The organism is Streptomyces sp. CA189 (assembly GCF_056428985.1).
In genome coordinates this window covers 58,585-75,964 of sequence record NZ_JBWJVM010000027.1, presented here as the reverse complement: position 1 = coordinate 75,964, position 17,380 = coordinate 58,585, and the positions used below count along the sequence as shown (strand labels likewise).

The 17,380-nt window shown below is 70.8% G+C and carries 19 protein-coding genes; 7 read left to right on the top strand and 12 right to left on the bottom strand.

The annotated features are described in order from the left end of the window. Positions 1-31: 31 nt before the first annotated feature. From AC061S_RS21175 to AC061S_RS21160, 4 genes are all read right to left on the bottom strand, one after another. Positions 32-550, bottom strand: a complete 519-nt coding sequence (locus AC061S_RS21175; protein ID WP_478687513.1) for a SixA phosphatase family protein — start codon at positions 548-550, stop codon at positions 32-34. Positions 551-680: 130 nt separating this feature from the next. After that, the gene (locus AC061S_RS21170; protein ID WP_478687512.1) at positions 681-896 is read right to left on the bottom strand and encodes a hypothetical protein; all 216 of its coding nucleotides are present in this window, start codon (positions 894-896) and stop codon (positions 681-683) included. Between the two features lie 139 nt (positions 897-1,035). Next, complete coding sequence (locus AC061S_RS21165; protein ID WP_478687511.1) at positions 1,036-1,155, bottom strand: SGM_5486 family transporter-associated protein; 120 nt, start codon at positions 1,153-1,155, stop codon at positions 1,036-1,038. 5 nt (positions 1,156-1,160) lie between these two features. After that, the gene (locus AC061S_RS21160) at positions 1,161-2,462 is read right to left on the bottom strand and encodes a CynX/NimT family MFS transporter (RefSeq protein WP_478687510.1); all 1,302 of its coding nucleotides are present in this window, start codon (positions 2,460-2,462) and stop codon (positions 1,161-1,163) included. A 116-nt stretch (positions 2,463-2,578) separates the two neighbouring features. On the opposite strand from AC061S_RS21160, the gene AC061S_RS21155 reads away from it, so the two are divergent. Then, positions 2,579-3,283, top strand: a complete 705-nt coding sequence (locus AC061S_RS21155) for a FadR/GntR family transcriptional regulator (protein ID WP_478687509.1) — start codon at positions 2,579-2,581, stop codon at positions 3,281-3,283. Here the strand turns inward: AC061S_RS21155 and AC061S_RS21150 are convergent. From AC061S_RS21150 to fabG, 3 genes are all read right to left on the bottom strand, one after another. Beyond that, positions 3,264-3,695, bottom strand: a complete 432-nt coding sequence (locus AC061S_RS21150) for a hypothetical protein (RefSeq protein WP_478687508.1) — start codon at positions 3,693-3,695, stop codon at positions 3,264-3,266. The two genes, AC061S_RS21155 and AC061S_RS21150, sit on opposite strands and share 20 nt — an antisense overlap. A gap of 223 nt (positions 3,696-3,918) precedes the next feature. Beyond that, positions 3,919-4,692: an enoyl-ACP reductase FabI gene (fabI, locus tag AC061S_RS21145; protein ID WP_478687507.1), complete on the bottom strand. Its 774-nt coding sequence runs from the start codon at positions 4,690-4,692 to the stop codon at positions 3,919-3,921. Positions 4,693-4,697: 5 nt separating this feature from the next. Beyond that, positions 4,698-5,417: a 3-oxoacyl-[acyl-carrier-protein] reductase gene (fabG, locus tag AC061S_RS21140; protein ID WP_407839794.1), complete on the bottom strand. Its 720-nt coding sequence runs from the start codon at positions 5,415-5,417 to the stop codon at positions 4,698-4,700. A 211-nt stretch (positions 5,418-5,628) separates the two neighbouring features. Between fabG and AC061S_RS21135 the strand changes: the two genes are divergently transcribed. The 3 genes from AC061S_RS21135 (at position 5,629) to tyrS (ending at position 9,896) form a co-directional block, all read left to right on the top strand. Further along, positions 5,629-7,125 carry a TldD/PmbA family protein gene (locus AC061S_RS21135; protein ID WP_478687532.1) on the top strand — a complete coding sequence of 499 codons (1,497 nt, stop codon included), beginning with the start codon at positions 5,629-5,631 and terminating at the stop codon, positions 7,123-7,125. Next, positions 7,122-8,522: a metallopeptidase TldD-related protein gene (locus AC061S_RS21130; RefSeq protein ID WP_478687506.1), complete on the top strand. Its 1,401-nt coding sequence runs from the start codon at positions 7,122-7,124 to the stop codon at positions 8,520-8,522. The genes AC061S_RS21135 and AC061S_RS21130 overlap by 4 nt, the downstream gene beginning before the upstream one ends. A gap of 108 nt (positions 8,523-8,630) precedes the next feature. Next, entirely contained in the window at positions 8,631-9,896 is a 1,266-nt protein-coding gene (gene tyrS, locus AC061S_RS21125; RefSeq protein WP_478687505.1) for a tyrosine--tRNA ligase, read from the top strand. 94 nt (positions 9,897-9,990) lie between these two features. Here tyrS and AC061S_RS21120 read toward each other — a convergent pair whose 3' ends face one another. Next, the gene (locus tag AC061S_RS21120; protein WP_478687504.1) at positions 9,991-10,269 is read right to left on the bottom strand and encodes a GlsB/YeaQ/YmgE family stress response membrane protein; all 279 of its coding nucleotides are present in this window, start codon (positions 10,267-10,269) and stop codon (positions 9,991-9,993) included. Positions 10,270-10,501: 232 nt separating this feature from the next. Here AC061S_RS21120 and AC061S_RS21115 point away from each other — a divergent pair, with 232 nt between their 5' ends. Further along, positions 10,502-10,780 (top strand): DUF3099 domain-containing protein, encoded by a 279-nt coding sequence (locus AC061S_RS21115; protein WP_478687531.1) that lies wholly within the window; start codon positions 10,502-10,504, stop codon positions 10,778-10,780. Between the two features lie 157 nt (positions 10,781-10,937). Beyond that, a complete protein-coding gene (locus AC061S_RS21110; RefSeq protein WP_478687530.1) occupies positions 10,938-11,192 on the top strand; it encodes a hypothetical protein in 255 nt (84 codons plus the stop codon). Positions 11,193-11,240: 48 nt separating this feature from the next. On the opposite strand, the gene moaA is transcribed toward AC061S_RS21110, so the two are convergent. The 3 genes from moaA to AC061S_RS21095 all read right to left on the bottom strand — a co-directional run bounded on the left by moaA (position 11,241) and on the right by AC061S_RS21095 (position 14,444). Further along, positions 11,241-12,230 (bottom strand): GTP 3',8-cyclase MoaA, encoded by a 990-nt coding sequence (gene moaA, locus AC061S_RS21105; protein ID WP_478687503.1) that lies wholly within the window; start codon positions 12,228-12,230, stop codon positions 11,241-11,243. A gap of 196 nt (positions 12,231-12,426) precedes the next feature. After that, positions 12,427-14,082 carry a solute symporter family protein gene (locus AC061S_RS21100; protein WP_478687502.1) on the bottom strand — a complete coding sequence of 552 codons (1,656 nt, stop codon included), beginning with the start codon at positions 14,080-14,082 and terminating at the stop codon, positions 12,427-12,429. Beyond that, entirely contained in the window at positions 14,079-14,444 is a 366-nt protein-coding gene (locus tag AC061S_RS21095; RefSeq protein ID WP_478687501.1) for a DUF485 domain-containing protein, read from the bottom strand. The genes AC061S_RS21100 and AC061S_RS21095 overlap by 4 nt, the downstream gene beginning before the upstream one ends. 256 nt (positions 14,445-14,700) lie before the next feature. Between AC061S_RS21095 and AC061S_RS21090 the strand changes: the two genes are divergently transcribed. Next, positions 14,701-16,245 (top strand): S8 family serine peptidase, encoded by a 1,545-nt coding sequence (locus tag AC061S_RS21090; RefSeq protein WP_478687500.1) that lies wholly within the window; start codon positions 14,701-14,703, stop codon positions 16,243-16,245. A gap of 75 nt (positions 16,246-16,320) precedes the next feature. Here AC061S_RS21090 and AC061S_RS21085 read toward each other — a convergent pair whose 3' ends face one another. Beyond that, positions 16,321-17,364: a zinc-dependent alcohol dehydrogenase family protein gene (locus tag AC061S_RS21085; RefSeq protein ID WP_478687499.1), complete on the bottom strand. Its 1,044-nt coding sequence runs from the start codon at positions 17,362-17,364 to the stop codon at positions 16,321-16,323. Positions 17,365-17,380 lie beyond the last annotated feature (16 nt).

Sequence of the window (17,380 nt, the reverse complement as noted above, 5' to 3'; positions counted from 1 at the left end):
CGTAGGCGTCGTAGTCGGCGGGTCGTGCGCGTCAGCTGTGCGGGGTCCAGAAGTCCAGCAGGGTGCCCACGCCGTGTTCCACGGACTTCCAGGAGCCGGTGAAGGAGACGACGGCGATCCCCGAGGTCGGGAAGCCGCTGCGGTTCATCCGGGCGAGGACGTCGCCCTGAGCGCCCCCGGAGAGGGCGTCGGCCAGCGCGTGCATACCGGGGTTGTGGCCGATGACCAGAAGGTTCTGCACCTCGTCGGAGGTCTCGTTGACGAGGGCGATGAGCTCGCCCAGGGAAGCCTCGTAGAGCCGTTCCTCGTACGTGGTCTTCGGCCGGTGCGGCAGCTCCTGGACGGCCAGCTTCCAGGTCTCCCTGGTCCGGGCCGCGCTGGAGCAGAGGGCCAGGTCGAAGGTGATGCCGGTCTGGGCCAGTTTCTGACCCGCGGCCGGGGCGTCGTGACGGCCGCGGTCCGCCAGGGGGCGGTCGTGGTCCGTGCCGTCCGACCATTCGGCCTTGGCGTGCCGGAGGAGGACGATCCTGCGGGGTGTGTCGGCGCTCATGACTCCCAGCTTCGCATGGATCGAGCCACGGGGCGCAGGGGTGTTGAGGGGGTCACCCGCAGGTGTGGGGCAGTGCGGGCGCGCCCCGGCGCACGGCCGCGCGGGTGGGCTCCCGGTGGCTGGCGCCGCGTCAGCCGACGGCGCTCAGCAGCCGTTCGGTGACGTGGACGAGGGTGGCGCCGTCGCCGGAGGCGGCCTGGGCCGGGCCGGATCCGGCGAGGAGTATGAGCAGGAGGCCGAAGGCGAGGGCGGGCAGGGCGAGCGCCCACCAGGGCAGCCGGGCGTCGGCCCCGGCGGCGCGGGGAGCGGACAAGCGGCCGGGGGCCAGGTGCGTGGGGGCCGACATGGCCGCCTCCGTGGGGTGGTCGGACGGGCTCGCTCTTGCTCTTCGAATCTAAGGATTCGAGCAGGCGGTTCCCATCCGGGACGCACCCCAGATGTCCCTGAGCCTGACCCCCTAGGGGTTGGGGGGTTAACCCCACCCCCTAGGGCGAGGCGAGGGTGGCGAGGACGGAGATGATCACGGTCACCAGCAGCATCGCGCCCAGCACGAGGCCGAGCTTCCGGTGGCCGTTCTGGGGGTTCGGTTCAAGTACGGGCGACATGCCGATCAGTCTCGCATGCCGCATTCGTCCTCGATCGTGCGGTCCCGGCCCGCCAGCACGCCGAGCGCGATCTGCGGGACGAGCAGACCGGCCATCAGGGCGAGGGGCAGGTCCCAGCCGCCGCTGTGCTGGTAGAGGACGCCGATGACGAGTGGTCCGGGGATGGAGATGAGGTACCCGGTGCTCTGGGCGAAGGCGGAGAGCTTGACCACGCCCGCCGGGGACTTGGCGCGCAGGCCGATCATCGTGATGACGAGCGGGAAGGCGCAGTTGGAGATGCCGAGCATCAGGACCCAGGCCCAGGCCCCGGCGGCGGGGGCGAAGTAGAGCCCGAGGTAGCCGGCGAGGCCGAAGAGGCCGAGGACGACCGCGATGGGGCCCTGGTTCTTCATCCGGCCGGCCAGCCCGGGGATGATGAAGGCGAGCGGGACGCCCATGACCATGGTGACGGCGAGCAGGACGCCCGCGGTGGAGGCGGAGACCCCGGCGTCGCGGAAGATCTGCGGGAGCCAGCCCATCGTGATGTACGCGCCCGTGGCCTGGAGCCCGAAGTAGCAGGCAAGGGCCCACGCGGTGCGGCTGCGCGCGACCCCGGGCCCGGCGTCGGGCCGGACGGCCGCTGCCGCGGCGGCCGCGGCAGCGGCCTTCTCCTTGCGGGCCGCCGCCGCGATGGCCAGCCAGGGCAGGACGGCCGTCGCGGCGAGGAAGGCCCAGATCAGCAGGCCGGTGCGCCAGCTGCCGCCGAGGGCCCGGGTCATCGGGACCGTCGCCGCCGCGGCGAGCGAGGTGCCGGCGGCCAGGCCCATGGAGTAGAGCCCCGTCATGGTGCCGACCCGGTCGGGGAACCAGCGCTTGACGATCACCGGCAGGAGCACGTTGGTCAGGGCTATGCCCGCCAGGGTCAGGGCGCTGGCCGCGAGGAATCCGGCGGCGTTGGTGGCGAAGGGCCGGATCAGCAGGCCCACGGCGACGGCGGCCATGCCGGCGCAGACCACGGCGGCCGGGCCGAAGCGGCGGGAGAGCCGGGGCGCCGTGACGCCGAAGACGGCGAAGCAGAGGGCGGGTACGGAGGTGATGAGCCCGGCGACGGTCCCGCTCATGCCGAGGCCCTCGCGGGTCTCCTCGAACAGGGCGCCGAGGCTGGTGATGGCGGGCCGCAGGTTGAGGGCGGCCAGCACGATGCCGACGAGGAGCACGGGCCCGAGCCAAGCCGGCTGCGGGGTGGCGGTGGGGCCGGGAAGGGGCTGCGGGGATGCCGTGCGGGCGGCCTGGGGCCGGTTCAGGGTCTGGATTTCTTCGTCGGACATTCGACCATCATAGAATCATGGGATGATTGGTTGTCCACCCCGCAGCCGTATCGTGCCCGTCACCCACACCACGCCCGACCACGCACCACGCCCGACCCGAGAGGAACCCCGACCGCATGCCGCTGACCTCGCCCCGGCGATCCGCGCTCGTCGACCAGGTGATCGCCCAGCTCAGGAACCAGATCACCACCGGCGAATGGCCCGTGGGCTCCCGCATCCCCACCGAGCCCGAGCTCGTGGAGCTGATGGGCGTCGCCCGCAACACCGTGCGGGAGGCCGTACGGGCCCTCGCGCACAACGGCCTCCTCGACATCCGCCAGGGCTCGGGGACGTACGTCATCGCCACCAGCGAGCTGGCCGGGGTCATGCACCGCCGCTTCGCCCGCGCCGACCCCCGGCACATCGCGGAGCTGCGCTCGACGCTGGAGTCCGCGGCCGCCCGTCTCGCGGCGGAGCGGCGGACGGCGCGGGACCTCGTACAGCTGGACGCGCTGCTGGCGCGGCGCGAGGAGGCCTGGTCGGGCGGGGACGCGGAGCCCTTCGTCGCGGCGGACGTGGCCCTGCACATGGCGGTGGTGGCGGCCTCGCACAACGAGGTGCTCATCGAGCTGTACGCGGACCTCGGCGATCTGGTGGCCGACTGGCTGCGCACCGACGTGGGTACGGAGCTCGATCCCGCCTCGCACCTGGACCACGCCCGGCTGATCGAGGCGATCCGGCGCGGGGACGGGGACGCGGCGGCCTCGGAGGCGGCCGGCTATCCGTTCGTCTGCCTGGCCGACGAGGGGCGGCCCGCGGGGGTCACTGCCGCTGGTGGCTGACCCAGGCGGAGCGGACTTCCTTCCAGCAGCGGCCCGAGAGCTCCACCCGGCCGGCCGGGCCGACGGCCACGGCGGCGCCGTCCCCGTCCACGTCCCACCAGCGGTCGCACTCCACGTGCAGGCGGACCAGATCGGTCTGCGGATAACTGTTGTGGCAGAAGGCGACCACCTGCGAGCCGTTGATCTCGGTGTCGCAGTCGGCCCCGAAGAGTTCCCGGGCGGCGGGCCGTGCGGGCTGTACGGGCGGTTCGGCGGGGATCTGGGTCAGATCGACCACGGCCGGGGCCTGGACGTCCGTACCGGACGCCGGGGCGGGCACCTCGTCCTGCGCGACGGCTCCCGGGAGCAGGAATCCGGTCAGGACCACCGAGGTGACCAGCAGGGATACCGTTCGGCTCCGCCTCGCGCGCACTCCCGTACCTCCTCCCCGCAGGAGCCGGGAAGATCCCGACGGGCCCAGTTTGCAGGCAAATGTCCTGATTTTCGACTTGGGAAGATCCGGCCCGGGGGCGGACATCTGATCGAGCCGGCCCGTACGTCCCCGCGGCGCACACCGAAACGGCGGCGGCCGCGCCTCCCGGGTGGGGAGACGGGGCCGCCGCCGTACGGATGGAACAGGGGCGGGGCCGGGGAGGTCAGGCACCCATCGCGTGCAGGCCGCCGTCGACGTGGATGATCTCGCCGGTGGTGCTGGGGAACCAGTCCGACAGCAGGGCGACGACGCCCTTGGCGGCCGGCTCCGGGTCCGTCATGTCCCACTCCATCGGGGAGCGGTGGTTCCAGACGTCGGCCAGGTCGGAGAAGCCCGGGATGGACTTCGCGGCCATCGAGCCGAGCGGACCGGCCGAGATCAGGTTGCAGCGGATCTTCTCCTTGCCCAGGTCGCGGGCGAGGTAGCGGCTGGTGGCCTCCAGCGCGGCCTTGGCCGGGCCCATCCAGTCGTACTGCGGCCACGCGTACTGCGCGTCGAAGGTGAGGCCGACGACCGAGGCGCCCTCGTTCTCCGGGAAGAGCGGCTTGCAGGCCATGGTCAGCGACTTCAGCGAGAACGCCGAGACGTGCATGGCGGTGGCGACCGACTCGAACGGGGTGTTCAGGAAGTTGCCGCCGAGCGCGTCCTGCGGCGCGAAGCCGATGGAGTGGACGACGCCGTCGAGACCGCCGAGCTCCGCGCGGACGAGCTCCTCCACGCGCGCCAGGTGCTCGTCGTTGGTGACGTCGAGCTCGATCACCTTGACGGGCTTGGGCAGCTTGCGGGCGATGCGCTCGGTCAGCGTCGGCCGCGGGAACGCCGAGAGGATGACCTCGGCGCCCTGCTCCTGGGCCAGCTTGGCGACGTGGAAGGCGATGGAGGACTCCATCAGCACCCCGGAGACGAGGAGGCGCTTGCCGTCGAGAATTCCGCTCATGGTGATCAGTGACCCATGCCCAATCCGCCGTCAACAGGAATGACGGCACCAGTGATGTACGCGGCGTTGTCGGACGCCAGGAAACTGACCGCAGCCGCGATCTCCTCGGGCTGCGCGTAGCGGCCCAGGGGCACCTGGCCGACGATGCCGGCCCGCTGCTCGTCGTTGAGCACCTTCGTCATGTCGGTGTCCACGAAGCCCGGGGCGACGACGTTGAAGGTGATGTTGCGGGAGCCGAGCTCGCGGGCGAGGGAGCGGGCGAAGCCGACCAGGGCCGCCTTGGAGGCCGCGTAGTTGGCCTGGCCGGCCGAGCCGAGCAGTCCGACGACCGAGGAGATCAGGACGACGCGGCCCTTCTTGGCGCGGAGCATGCCGCGGTTCGCGCGCTTGACCACGCGGAAGGTGCCGGTGAGGTTGGTGTCGACGACCGAGGCGAAATCGTCCTCGGACATGCGCATCAGCAGCGTGTCCTTGGTGATGCCGGCATTGGCCACGAGGACCTCGACCGCGCCGTGCGCGTCCTCGACCTGCTTGTACGCCTGATCGACCTGGTCGGAGTCGGTGATGTCGCAGCGGACCGCCAGCACGCCCAGGGCCGTGAGCTCCGCCGGCGGCTCGCCCGACCGGTACGTGATCGCGACCTTGTCCCCGGCTTCCGCGAAAGCTCGGGCGATGGCGAGGCCGATGCCCCGGTTACCTCCGGTGACGAGAACCGAGCGGCTCAACGGATCACCCTTTCGACTAGCGGTCTGAATACCAAAAACCTATAGGTCAAGTACCCCTTACGGAGAATCCGGCTCCGACAGGTCCTCGGTACGGGGTCTGTCGAGTCCCTACAGAAAGATGTAGGCACGGAAAGCCGCGGCGCGACATGATCGAGCCAGCTGTCCCGACCCCGAGAGGACCTCCGTGCCCCATTCCATCGACGCGACCTTCATGGCGCTTCCCTTGCGGGCGCTCGCCGACGCGGCGCTCGCGCGGGCCCGCGCGCTGGGCGCCGACCACGCCGATTTCCGCCTGGAACGCATCCGCAGCGCCTCCTGGCGGCTGCGCGACGCCAAGCCCTCCGGCGGGTCCGACACCACCGACCTCGGCTACGCGGTCCGCGTGGTGCACGGGGGCAGCTGGGGGTTCGCCTCGGGGGTGGACCTGACCATGGACGCGGCCGCCAAGGTGGCCTCGCAGGCCGTGGCCATGGCGAAGCTCTCCGCCCAGGTGATCAAGGCGGCCGGGTCGGACGAGCGGGTCGAGCTCGCCGACGAGCCCGTGCACGCCGACAAGACCTGGATCTCCGCCTACGACGTGAACCCCTTCGAGGTGCCGGACACGGAGAAGGCCGCGCTGCTCGCCGACTTCAGCCAGCGCCTCCTGGCGGCCGACGGGGTGGCCCACGTGGACGCCTCTCTGCTCGCGGTCCACGAGAACAAGTTCTACGCCGACACCGCGGGCACCTCCACCACCCAGCAGCGGGTGCGCGTGCACCCGCAGCTCACCGCCGTCGCCGTGAACGCCGCCACCGGCGAGTTCGACTCGATGCGCACCATCGCCCCGCCCGCCGGGCGCGGCTGGGAGTACCTGACCGGCACCGGCTGGGACTGGAACGCCGAGCTGGAGGCGATCCCCGGGCTGCTCGCCGAGAAGATGCTGGCACCGAGCGTGGAGGCCGGGCGCTACGACCTGGTCGTGGACCCCTCGAACCTGTGGCTCACCATTCACGAGTCCATCGGCCACGCCACCGAGCTGGACCGGGCGCTGGGCTACGAGGCCGCGTACGCCGGGACCTCCTTCGCCACCTTCGACCAGCTGGGCAAGCTCGCCTACGGGTCCCCGATCATGAACGTGACGGGCGACCGGACGGCCGAGCACGGGCTGGCCACCATCGGGTACGACGACGAGGGCGTCGCGGCGCAGAGCTGGGACCTGGTCAAGGACGGCACCCTGGCCGGCTACCAGACGGACCGGCGCATCGCGAAGCTGACCGGCCTCGGCCGCTCCAACGGCTGCGCCTACGCCGACTCCCCCGGTCACGTGCCCGTCCAGCGCATGGCGAACGTCTCGCTCCAGCCGGATCCGGGCGGGCTCTCCACCGAGGACCTGATCGGCGGGGTGGAGCGCGGGATCTACGTGGTCGGCGACCGCTCCTGGTCCATCGACATGCAGCGCTACAACTTCCAGTTCACCGGGCAGCGCTTCTTCCGCATCGAGAACGGCAAGCTCGCCGGACAGCTCCGGGACGTCGCCTACCAGGCCACGACCACGGAGTTCTGGGGCTCGATGGAGAAGGTCGGCGGTCCGCAGACCTACGTCCTGGGCGGCGCCTTCAACTGCGGCAAGGCCCAGCCCGGCCAGACCGCGGCGGTGTCGCACGGCTGCCCGTCCGCGCTGTTCCGCGACGTGAACATCTTGAACACCACGCAGGAGGCCGGACGATGACCTCGTCGAGTCGTACCACCAAGCCCCACGAGATCGTCGAGCGGGCGCTGGAGCTGTCCACCGCGGACGGCTGCGTCGTCATCGCCGACGAGGAGTCGAGCGCCAATCTGCGCTGGGCGGGCAACGCCCTGACCACCAACGGGGTCACCCGCGGCCGGACCCTCACCGTCATCGCCACCGTCGACGGCAAGGAGGGCACGGCCTCGGGGGTCGTCTCGCGCTCCGCCGTCACGGCCGCGGAGCTGGAGCCGCTGGTCCGGGCAGCCGAGGCGGCCGCCCGCGGCGCCGGACCGGCGGAGGACGCACGGCCGCTGGTCACCGGCACCCCGGCCTCGCCCGACTTCGCCGACGCCCCCGCCGAGACCTCCTCGGCGGTGTTCGCGGACTTCGCCCCGGCCCTCGGCGAGGCCTTCGCCCGGGCCCGCGCGGGCGGCCGCGACCTGTACGGCTTCGCCAACCACGAGCTGGTGTCCACGTACGTGGGCACCTCTACGGGGCTGCGCCTGCGCCACGACCAGCCCAACGGCACCCTGGAGCTCAACGCGAAGTCCCCGGACCGGCAGCGCTCGGCCTGGGCCGGCCGCGCGACCCGGGACTTCAAGGACGTGGACCCGACCGCGCTGGACGCCGAGCTGGCCGTACGGCTCGGCTGGGCGGAGCGGAAGATCGACCTGCCGGCCGGGCGGTACGAGACGCTGCTGCCCCCCACGGCCGTGGCCGACCTGCTGATCTACCAGATGTGGTCGGCGGCGGCCCGGGACGCGGTGGAGGGCCGGACGGTCTTCTCCAAGCCCGGCGGCGGCACCCGGCTCGGCGAGCGGCTCTCCCCGCTGCCGCTGAACCTGCGCAGCGATCCGAACGCGCAGGGCCTGGAGTCCGCGCCGTTCGTGATCGCGCACAGCTCGGGCGACAGCGCCTCCGTGTTCGACAACGGCCTGCCGGTCCCGGCGACCGAGTGGATCAAGGACGGCGAGCTGGCCCGGCTGACCACGACCCGGCACACCGCGGAACTGACCGGGCAGCCGGTCTCCCCCTCCTTCGGGAACCTGATCCTGGAGGCCGGGGGCGACAAGTCCTTGGAGGAGATGGTGGCCGCGACCGACCGCGGGTTGCTGCTGACCTGCCTCTGGTACATCCGCGAGGTGGACCCGGCGACGCTGCTGCTCACCGGGCTGACCCGGGACGGCGTCTACCTGGTGGAGGGCGGCCAGGTCGTCGGCGAGGTCAACAACTTCCGGTTCAACGAGTCCCCCGTGGACCTGCTGTCGCGGGCCTCGGAGGCCGGCCGGACCGAGAAGACCCTGCCGCGCGAATGGAACGACTGGTTCACCAGGACCGCGATGCCGGCGCTGCGCATCCCGGACTTCAACATGAGCTCGGTCAGCAAGGGCGTCTGATCGCCGGCATCTGATCAACAAAGCGTCAGAGGTCCGGGCCTTCCCCGCCTAGACTGGCGGGGCATCCCCCAGCTCTCTGTTCCACCTCGTTCAAGGAGACCCAGAACCGTGACGGACATCGTCGACGAACTGAAGTGGCGCGGGCTCTTCGCCCAGTCCACCGACGAAGAAGCGCTGCGCAAGGCGTTCGCGGACGGTCCCGTCACGTTCTATTGCGGCTTCGACCCGACGGCGGCCTCGCTGCACGTGGGGCACCTGGTGCAGGTCCTCACCGTGCGCCGGCTCCAGCAGGCGGGCAACCGTCCGCTGGCGCTGGTCGGCGGGGCCACGGGTCAGATCGGCGACCCGCGCCCGACCGCCGAGCGCACCCTGAACGACCCGGAGACCATCGCGAACTGGGTGACGCGCCTGCGCACCCAGATCGAGCCGTTCCTGTCCTTCGAGGGCGAGAACGCGGCGGTTATGGTCAACAACCTGGACTGGACGGCGGGCATGTCCGCCATCGAGTTCCTCCGGGACATCGGCAAGCACTTCCGCGTGAACAAGATGCTGACGAAGGACTCGGTCGCCAAGCGGCTGGAGTCCGACCAGGGCATCAGCTACACCGAGTTCAGCTACCAGCTGCTCCAGGGCATGGACTTCCTGGAGCTCTACCGCCGGCACGGCTGCGTGCTCCAGCAGGGCGGGTCCGACCAGTGGGGCAACCTGACGGCCGGTCTCGACCTGATCCACCGGGTGGAGCCGGACGCGCACGTCCACGCCATCGCGACCCCGCTGATGGTCAAGGCGGACGGCACCAAGTTCGGCAAGTCCGAGAGCGGCGCCGTCTGGCTCGACCCGGAGATGACCACCCCGTACGCGTTCTACCAGTTCTGGCTGAACGTGGACGACCGGGACGTCTCCACCTACATGCGCATCCTGTCCTTCCAGACCCGTGAGGAGCTGGAGGCCCTGGAGGCGCAGACCGCCGAGCGGCCGCAGGCGCGTGCCGCCCAGCGGGCGCTGGCGGAGGAGCTGACCACGCTGGTGCACGGCGCGGACCAGTGCGCCGCCGTGATCGCGGCGTCCAAGGCGCTGTTCGGCCAGGGCGAGCTGGCGGACCTGGACGAGGCCACCCTGGCCGCGGCCCTGTCCGAGCTGCCGCGGGCCGAGGTCTCCGAGCCGGGGCTGGTCGTGGACCTCCTCGCGGAGACCGGGCTGGTCGCCAGCAAGTCGGCCGCCCGGCGGACCGTGAAGGAGGGCGGCGCCTACGTGAACAACGTGAAGGTCGCCTCCGAGGACGCGGTCCCCGCCAAGGAGGACCTGCTGCACGGGCGCTGGCTGGTGCTGCGCCGCGGCAAGAAGAACCTGGCGGCGGTCGAGGTCACCGGCTAGTCGCCGCCACGGCAGCACGACGGAGGGGCCGGTCCGGACGCACAGTCCGGGCCGGCCCCTCCGTCGTGCTCCGCCGCTCGGCGGGCCGGAGCCCTCAGGTCATCTGCTTCTTTCCGCCGCGCATCGAGCTGTAGATCAGGTCACCGAGACCGACCACCACGACGGCTCCGGCCAGTTGCAGCAAGTGCCGGATCCAGTCGATGCCGCGCGTTTCGTTGACGCCGATCCACGTGGCCACGGCGTTGCCGAGGACGGCTCCGACGATGCCGAAGATGGTGGTCAGCCAAAGGGGCTGGTGCTGCTTGCCCGGCAGGATCGCCCGGGCAATCAGTCCCAGTACAAAGCCGACGATGATCGCCCACAACCAACCCATGTCGAGCCTCCTCCTGGCGCGTTGTGCGCATGTGGGCCCAGTCTCGACCCGTCCGGCCTATTGCGCATTTCGGGCGGCGCCATTCGGGGGACACCCCCTCTGCCCGGCTCCGGGCGGGCGGCGTACCGTGGAGGCGTCCGGGCCGGGGAGTGTCCGGCGATCGATCGGGTGGTGGGTTGTGGAGCGGACGAAGCGGAACGGGTCCGAGGTCTTCCGGATCACGGGGGCCCGGATGGGCCTCGCCGAGGACGTACGGGGACGCCAGCGCCGGTACGTGATCTCGATGCTGATCAGGACCCTGTCGGTCATCGCGACGATCGTGTTGTGGAACGTGCAGCGGCCCGTGGCCGTCGTGACGCTCGTCGCGGGGGCGCTGCTGCCGTACATCGCGGTGGTCATCGCCAACGCGGGGCGGGAATCGACGCCCTCCCTGCCGTCCCACTTCGTTCCGGCGCCCGTGCACCCCGCACTGGGCGACGGGAACCTCAAGAAAAGCTCAGATCAATCATGAAGTTCCAGTGCACCGCACCGGGTCCTGCGTGACATACTGCCTACGCGCTCCGCATCCCCCGTCGGAGCGACGGACCGACGCCGAGCAGCTCCCCCCGTGGCTGCTCGGCGTCGCCATTCCGTCTTAGGGTTGAGCCGTGACTCCCCTTGACGCACCTCTGAACGACGCTTCCGGCGACGACGTCCCGGCCGCCGACGCGCCCACCTGCTCCGCCAAGGGCTGCCGCCAGGCGGCCGCCTGGGTCCTGGCATGGAACAACCCGAAGCTGCACACCCCCGAGCGCCGCAAGACCTGGCTGGCGTGCGAGGAGCACCGCGAGCACCTGTCCCAGTTCCTGGGGGTCCGCGGTTTCCTCAAGGACGTCGTGAAGCTCGACGAGTGGGAAGCGCCCGAGGGCTCGCAGCGGCCGTAGCCACTGCGAGCCCTCGGGGTCGCTCGGAACCGTTCCTGGCGGCGGAGGTCAGCCGCCGATCGCCGACATCGGGCGGTCGGGCTGCAGGAAGGTCGGGTCGTCGAGGCCGGACCCGGCCTTCTTGCCCCACATCGCCACCTTCCACAGGCGGGCGATCTCCTCGTCCGGGGCGCCCGAGCGCAGGGCGGCGCGCAGGTCGGACTCCTCGGTGGCGAAGAGGCACGTACGGATCTGGCCGTCGGCCGTGAGCCGCGTACGGTCGCAGGCTCCGCAGAAGGGGCGGGTGACGGAGGCGATGACGCCGACGGTGGCCGGGCCGCCGTCGACGACCCAGCGCTCGGCCGGGGCGGAGCCGCGCTCTTCGGACCCTTCCTCGGTGAGCGTGAAGCGGGTACGCAGGGATTCCAGGATGTCACCGGCGGTGATCATGCCGTCGCGCTTCCAGCCGTGCTGGGCGTCGAGCGGCATCTGCTCGATGAAGCGGAGCTCGTACTCGTTCTCCACGGCCCAGGCCAGCAGGTCGGGGGCCTCGTCGTCGTTGAGTCCGGGCATCAGCACCGCGTTGACCTTGACGGGGGTGAGGCCGGCGTCGCGGGCGGCGGCCATGCCCTCGATGACGTCCTTGTGGCGGTCGCGCCGGGTCAGGGTCTTGAAGACCTCGGGCCGCAGGGTGTCCAGGGAGACGTTCACCCGGTCCAGGCCGGCGGCCTTGAGGGCCTGTGCGGTGCGCTTGAGGCCGATGCCGTTGGTGGTCAGCGACATCTTGGGGCGGGGCTCCAGGGCCGCGCACTGCTCGACGATCCCGACGATGCCGGGGCGCAGCAGCGGCTCTCCGCCGGTGAAGCGGACCTCTTTGATCCCGAGCTGAGTGACCGCGATGCGGATCAGCCGGACGATCTCGTCGTCACTGAGCAGATCCGATTTGCCGAGCCACTGCAGGCCCTCTTCGGGCATGCAGTAGGTACAGCGCAGATTGCACCGGTCGGTGAGCGAGACACGCAGGTCAGTGGCCACGCGGCCGTAGGTGTCGAGAAGCACTGTAAGCCCCCTCCCCTGTCCGGTTTCTAGAGGTTTGCGCCGTGATGGATGAGAGTGCTAGCGCTATCAACGAGCCTACGCGACACCTGTGACATGTAGGGGTGCCCGAATGGACTAGACGCGACGTGGCCATGTCGTAGGGACATACGACATGGCCACGCTGGGTGTTCGGAGGGTCTCGCTGCGACGCAGCGTGTCAGTGCGCGCCGGTGCCGGTGAGCGACCGGACTTCCAGCTCGGCGAACTTCTGCGGGTCGGCCTTCTCCTTGGAGAGGACGGTTCCCAGCCATCCCAGCAGGAAGCCGAGCGGGATGGAGACGATGCCGGGGTTCTCCAGGGGGAACCAGTAGAAGTCGGCGCCCTTGAACATCGAGGTGGGCTTGCCGGAGACGACCGGGGAGAAGAGCACCAGGACGACCGAGGAGACCAGGCCGCCGTAGATGGACCACAGGGCGCCCTGGGTGGTGAAGCGCTTCCAGAAGAGGCTGTAGAGGATCGTCGGCAGGTTGGCGGAGGCCGCGACCGCGAAGGCCAGCGCCACGAGGCCGGCCACGTTGAGGTCGCGGGCCAGGGCGCCGAGGCCGATGGCCACGGCCCCGATGACCACGGTCGACCAGCGGGCCGCCCGTACCTCTTCCTTCTCGGTGGCCTTGCCCTTGCGGATCACGTTCACGTAGAGGTCGTGGGCGAAGGACGAGGAGGAGGCCAGGGTCAGGCCCGCGACGACCGCGAGGATCGTGGCGAAGGCCACCGCCGAGATCACGGCGAGCAGGACCGCGCCGCCGGTGGAGCCCGGACCGCCGCCGATCTCCTGGGCGAGCAGCGGGGCCGCGGTGGTACCGGCCTTGTTCGAGGCGATGATGTCGGCCCGCTTGAGCAGGGCCGCGGCGCCGAAGCCGAGGACGATCGTCATCAGGTAGAAGGCGCCGATGATGCCGATGGCCCAGTTCACGGACTTGCGGGCGGCCTTGGCCGTGGGGACCGTGTAGAAGCGGATCAGGATGTGCGGCAGGCCGGCGGTGCCCAGGACCAGGGCGAGGCCCAGCGAGAGGAAGTCCAGCTTCGAGAGCGAGTCCTTGCCGTACTTCAGGCCGGGCTCCAGGAACTTCACTCCCTGGCCGCTGTTGTCGGCGGCCTGGCCCAGCAGGTCCGAGACGTTGAAGTTGAACTTGAGCAGCACCAGGAAGGTGATCAGCAGCGTGCCCGCGATCAGCAGCACGGCCTTGATCATCTGGACCCAGGTGGTGCCCTTCATCCCGCCGATGGTGACGTAGAGGATCATCAGGATGCCGACCAGCGAGACGATCACGACCTTGCCGAAGTCGCTGGTGATGCCGAGGAGCAGCGAGACGAGCACGCCGGCGCCGGCCATCTGGGCGAGCAGGTAGAAGATCGAGACCACGATGGTGGAGGTGCCGGCGGCGGTGCGTACGGGGCGCTGGCGCATCCGGTACGCGAGCACGTCGCCCATCGTGTAGCGGCCGGAGTTGCGCAGCGGCTCGGCGACCAGGAGCAGGGCCACGAGCCAGGCGACGAGGAAGCCGATCGAGTAGAGGAAGCCGTCGTAGCCGAAGAGCGCGATGGCTCCGGCGATGCCGAGGAAGGACGCGGCGGACATGTAGTCGCCGGAGATGGCCAGGCCGTTCTGGAACCCGGTGAACTGGCGGCCGCCCGCGTAGAAGTCGGCGGCGTCCTTGGTCTGGCGTCCGGCCCAGACCGTGATGGCCAGGGTGGCGACGACGAACAGGCCGAACAGGGTGATGATCAGCGGGCGGTGCTCGGAGGCGCCGGCGGCGGTGGTCGTACCCGCCGTGGCCGCCCCGGCGACGGCCACGTACAGGGGGGCGCTCATTCGCCGGCCTCCATCCTTGCCTTGATGGCCGAGGCCTTGGGGTCGAGCTGGGCCGCCGCGTGGCGCGAGTACAGCCAGGCGATGAGGAAGGTCGTCGCGAACTGGCCGAGGCCCAGGACGAGGGCGACGTTGATGTTGCCGAAGAGCTTCGTCCCCATGAAGCCGCCCGCGTAGTTGGAGAGCAGGACGTAGAGCAGGTACCAGGCGATGAACGCCACGGTGAGCGGGAAGGCGAAGGAGCGGTGGGAGCGGCGCAGTTCGGCGAACTCCTCGCTCTGCTGGACACGTACGAACTCTTCGGCCGCGGGGCTCGCCGGCGGCGTTCCCGCGCTGCCCGGGGGCGGCGCTGCTTCGGTGGTCACGGGGGACGCTCCTTGTGACGCGGGTGCGGTGGGGATGACGGACAAAACAACCTCCGTGGGGGGACGGTGGTGCCGATCCCCCCTGTCAACGGCACGTCCGGCGCGTCGGGGTGGTTCAACACCTGTTTGTTTCTTTGGGAACTGATTCCTCGAACTAATGGCGCCGAGGGGAACAGAAACGCTAAGTTCGCCTGTCATGAACCCGTCCGTCGCGACCGCGCCCGGACGGCTTTTTCAAGGATGATCTGGAGAACCCATGGCTCATCTGGGATCCGGCCGCCGGCGTGCCCTCGCCATACCGGTCGGCCTGGCGCTCACCGCCTCGCTCGCCTTCCTGCCCTCGGTCGCGGCCTCAGCCGCACCGCTGAGCGGCTCGGCGGACGCGGCTACGACTTCTGCGGCCGAGACGACCGGGCCGAAGCTGTCGTACGTGGCGAACCTGAAGACCTATGCCACGGTGAAGGCTGCGAAGAAGGCCATCGAGCGGGCCGGTGGAACGGTGGTGACGGCCTATGAGCAGATCGGGGTCGTCGTCGCGCACTCGCAGAACCCGGACTTCGCCAAGCAGCTGCGTGCCAACCGCGGTCTGTTCGACTCGGTCGGCGCCACCCGTACGGCCCCCCTCTCTCCGGTGCAGACCACCGACGAGGGCGCGACGCAGCAGCTGAGCGCGGCGGACGCCGCCAAGGCGGCAGCGGCGGCCCAGGAGGGTCAGGAGCCGCTGGAGTCCAACCAGTGGGACCTGCGGACGATCAAGGCCGATCAGGCTCACAAGATCAACGATGGCAGCCAGAACGTCACTGTGGGCGTCATCGACACGGGTGTCGACGACACTCACCCCGACATCGCGCCGAACTTCTCCAAGGAGCAGTCGGCCAACTGCGTCGGCGGCGTCGCGGACACCAGCGAGGGCGCCTGGCGTCCGTACGTGGACGGCAGCGACCACGGCACGCACGTGGCCGGCACCATCGCGGCCCCGCGCAACGGCCTCGGCATCAGCGGTGTCGCGCCGGGCGTCAAGGTCGCCGGCATCAAGGTGAGCGAGCCCGGCACCAGCCTCTTCTACACCGAGGCGGTCGTCTGCGGCTTCATGTTCGCCGCCGAGAAGGGGATCGAGGTGACCAACAACAGCTACTACGTCGACCCCTGGCTCTACAACTGCAAGGCGGACGACGACCAGAAGGCGCTGGTGGAGGCCATCGGTCGCGCCACCAAGTACGCCGAGCGCAAGGGCACGCTGCACGTGGCCTCGGCCGGCAACTCCAACCACGACCTGGCCGGCGACTCGATCCTCGACGACACCAGCCCGAACGACACCACCCCGGTGCCGCGCACCATCGACCCGAGCGTCTGCCTCGACCTGCCCACCCAGCTCCCGGGCGTGGTCACGGTGTCGGCGACCGGTGACAAGGGCCTGCGCTCGTACTACTCCAGCTACGGCCTCGGAGTCGTGGACGTCGCCGCCCCCGGCGGCGACAAGTGGCAGGTCCCGGCCACCCCGGACGCCAACGGCCGCGTGCTGTCGACGGTCCTGGGCGGCGGCTACGGCTACAAGCAGGGCACCTCGATGGCCGCCCCGCACGTCGCCGGCGTCGCGGCGCTCCTCAAGAGCGCCCACCCCTATGCCACGCCCGCGATGATCCAGGCGATGCTCAAGGGCCAGGCCACCAAGACGGACTGCCCGTCGCAGATCTTCAACTCTGCGGGCACCCTGATCGACGCCACCACCTGCGAGAGCGGCTGGGGCCAGACGGGCTACTACGGCTACGGCGTGGTCGACGCGCTGAAGGCCGTCAAGTAATCCGGCTGAATCCGCTGAATCGCGGAAGGGCCGGGCGGGGAACATCCCGCCCGGCCCTTCCCCGTTTTCCGGCGGTCAGGGCTTGATCAGGACCTTGAGCGCGCTGCGGTCGTCCATCGCCCGGTAGCCGTCCGGAACCTCGTCGAGGGTGACGGCCCGGTCGAAGACGGGAGACGGGTCGATCGCCCCGCTGAGCACGTCCGCGAGCAGCTCGGGGATGTACGCGCGGACCGGCGCGACCCCGCCGCGCAGGGTGAGGTTGCGGTCGAACATGACACCCAGGTCGAGGCCGGTGCCGCTGCCGTGCGGGACGCCGACGTAGCCGATGGCCCCGCCGTCGCGGGCGATGTTCACGGCGGTGCGCATGGACATCTCGGTGCCGACCGCCTCGATGACCGAGTGGGCGCCCTGGCCGCCGGTGAGCTCGCGCACGGCGGCCTCGGCGGCCTCGCCGCGCTCGGCGACCACGTCGGTGGCCCCGAAGAGCTTGGCGATGTCCGTACGGACGGCGTGCCGGCCCAGTGCGATGATCCGGTCGGCGCCCAGGCGCTTGGCCGCGAGGACCCCGCACAGGCCGACCGCGCCGTCACCGACGACGGCGACCGTGGAGCCCTTGCGGACCCCCGCGCCGAGCGCGGCGTGGTGGCCGGTCCCCATGACGTCGGAGAGCGCGAGCAGCGCGGTCAGCAGGTGGTCGTCGGAGACGGCGTCGGCGGGCAGCTTCACCAGCGTGCCGTCGGCGTGCGGGACCCGGACGGCCTCGCCCTGGCCGCCGTCGTGGCCGACCGAGCCCCAGAAGCCGCCGTGTTCGCAGGAGGTGTAGAGGCCCTCGGAGCAGTAGTCGCAGGTGCCGTCGGACCACATGAAGGGGGCGACGACGAGGTCTCCGGCGCGCAGGCCCGACACGGCGGAGCCGGTCTCCTCGACGACGCCGAGGAACTCGTGGCCGATCCGCTGGCCCGGCTGGCGCTTGGCCTCGCCGCGATAGGCCCACAGGTCGCTGCCGCAGATGCAGGAGCGCAGGACGCGGACGACGGCGTCCTCGGGGCGCTGGATCGCAGCGTCGGGCACCTCCTCCACGCGGATGTCGTGCGGGGCGTGGATGACGGTGGCGCGCATGGTGGTGCAGTCCTCC

Excerpts from the sequence above, each read along its gene's own strand:
- AC061S_RS21160 (WP_478687510.1), bottom strand. The coding sequence starts at position 2,462 with ATGTCCGACGAAGAAATCCAGACCCTGAACCGGCCCCAGGCCGCCCGC.
- AC061S_RS21120 (WP_478687504.1), bottom strand. The coding sequence starts at position 10,269 with ATGGGTTGGTTGTGGGCGATCATCGTCGGCTTTGTACTGGGACTGATT.
- AC061S_RS21175 (WP_478687513.1), bottom strand. The coding sequence starts at position 550 with ATGAGCGCCGACACACCCCGCAGGATCGTCCTCCTCCGGCACGCCAAG.
- AC061S_RS21155 (WP_478687509.1), top strand. The coding sequence starts at position 2,579 with ATGCCGCTGACCTCGCCCCGGCGATCCGCGCTCGTCGACCAGGTGATC.
- AC061S_RS21090 (WP_478687500.1), top strand. The coding sequence starts at position 14,701 with ATGGCTCATCTGGGATCCGGCCGCCGGCGTGCCCTCGCCATACCGGTC.
- AC061S_RS21085 (WP_478687499.1), bottom strand. The coding sequence starts at position 17,364 with ATGCGCGCCACCGTCATCCACGCCCCGCACGACATCCGCGTGGAGGAG.
- AC061S_RS21130 (WP_478687506.1), top strand. The coding sequence starts at position 7,122 with ATGACCTCGTCGAGTCGTACCACCAAGCCCCACGAGATCGTCGAGCGG.
- AC061S_RS21165 (WP_478687511.1), bottom strand. The coding sequence starts at position 1,155 with ATGTCGCCCGTACTTGAACCGAACCCCCAGAACGGCCACCGGAAGCTC.
- fabI (WP_478687507.1), bottom strand. The coding sequence starts at position 4,692 with ATGAGCGGAATTCTCGACGGCAAGCGCCTCCTCGTCTCCGGGGTGCTG.
- AC061S_RS21170 (WP_478687512.1), bottom strand. The coding sequence starts at position 896 with ATGTCGGCCCCCACGCACCTGGCCCCCGGCCGCTTGTCCGCTCCCCGC.
- AC061S_RS21115 (WP_478687531.1), top strand. The coding sequence starts at position 10,502 with ATGGGCCTCGCCGAGGACGTACGGGGACGCCAGCGCCGGTACGTGATC.
- AC061S_RS21100 (WP_478687502.1), bottom strand. The coding sequence starts at position 14,082 with ATGAGCGCCCCCCTGTACGTGGCCGTCGCCGGGGCGGCCACGGCGGGT.
- AC061S_RS21135 (WP_478687532.1), top strand. The coding sequence starts at position 5,629 with ATGGCGCTTCCCTTGCGGGCGCTCGCCGACGCGGCGCTCGCGCGGGCC.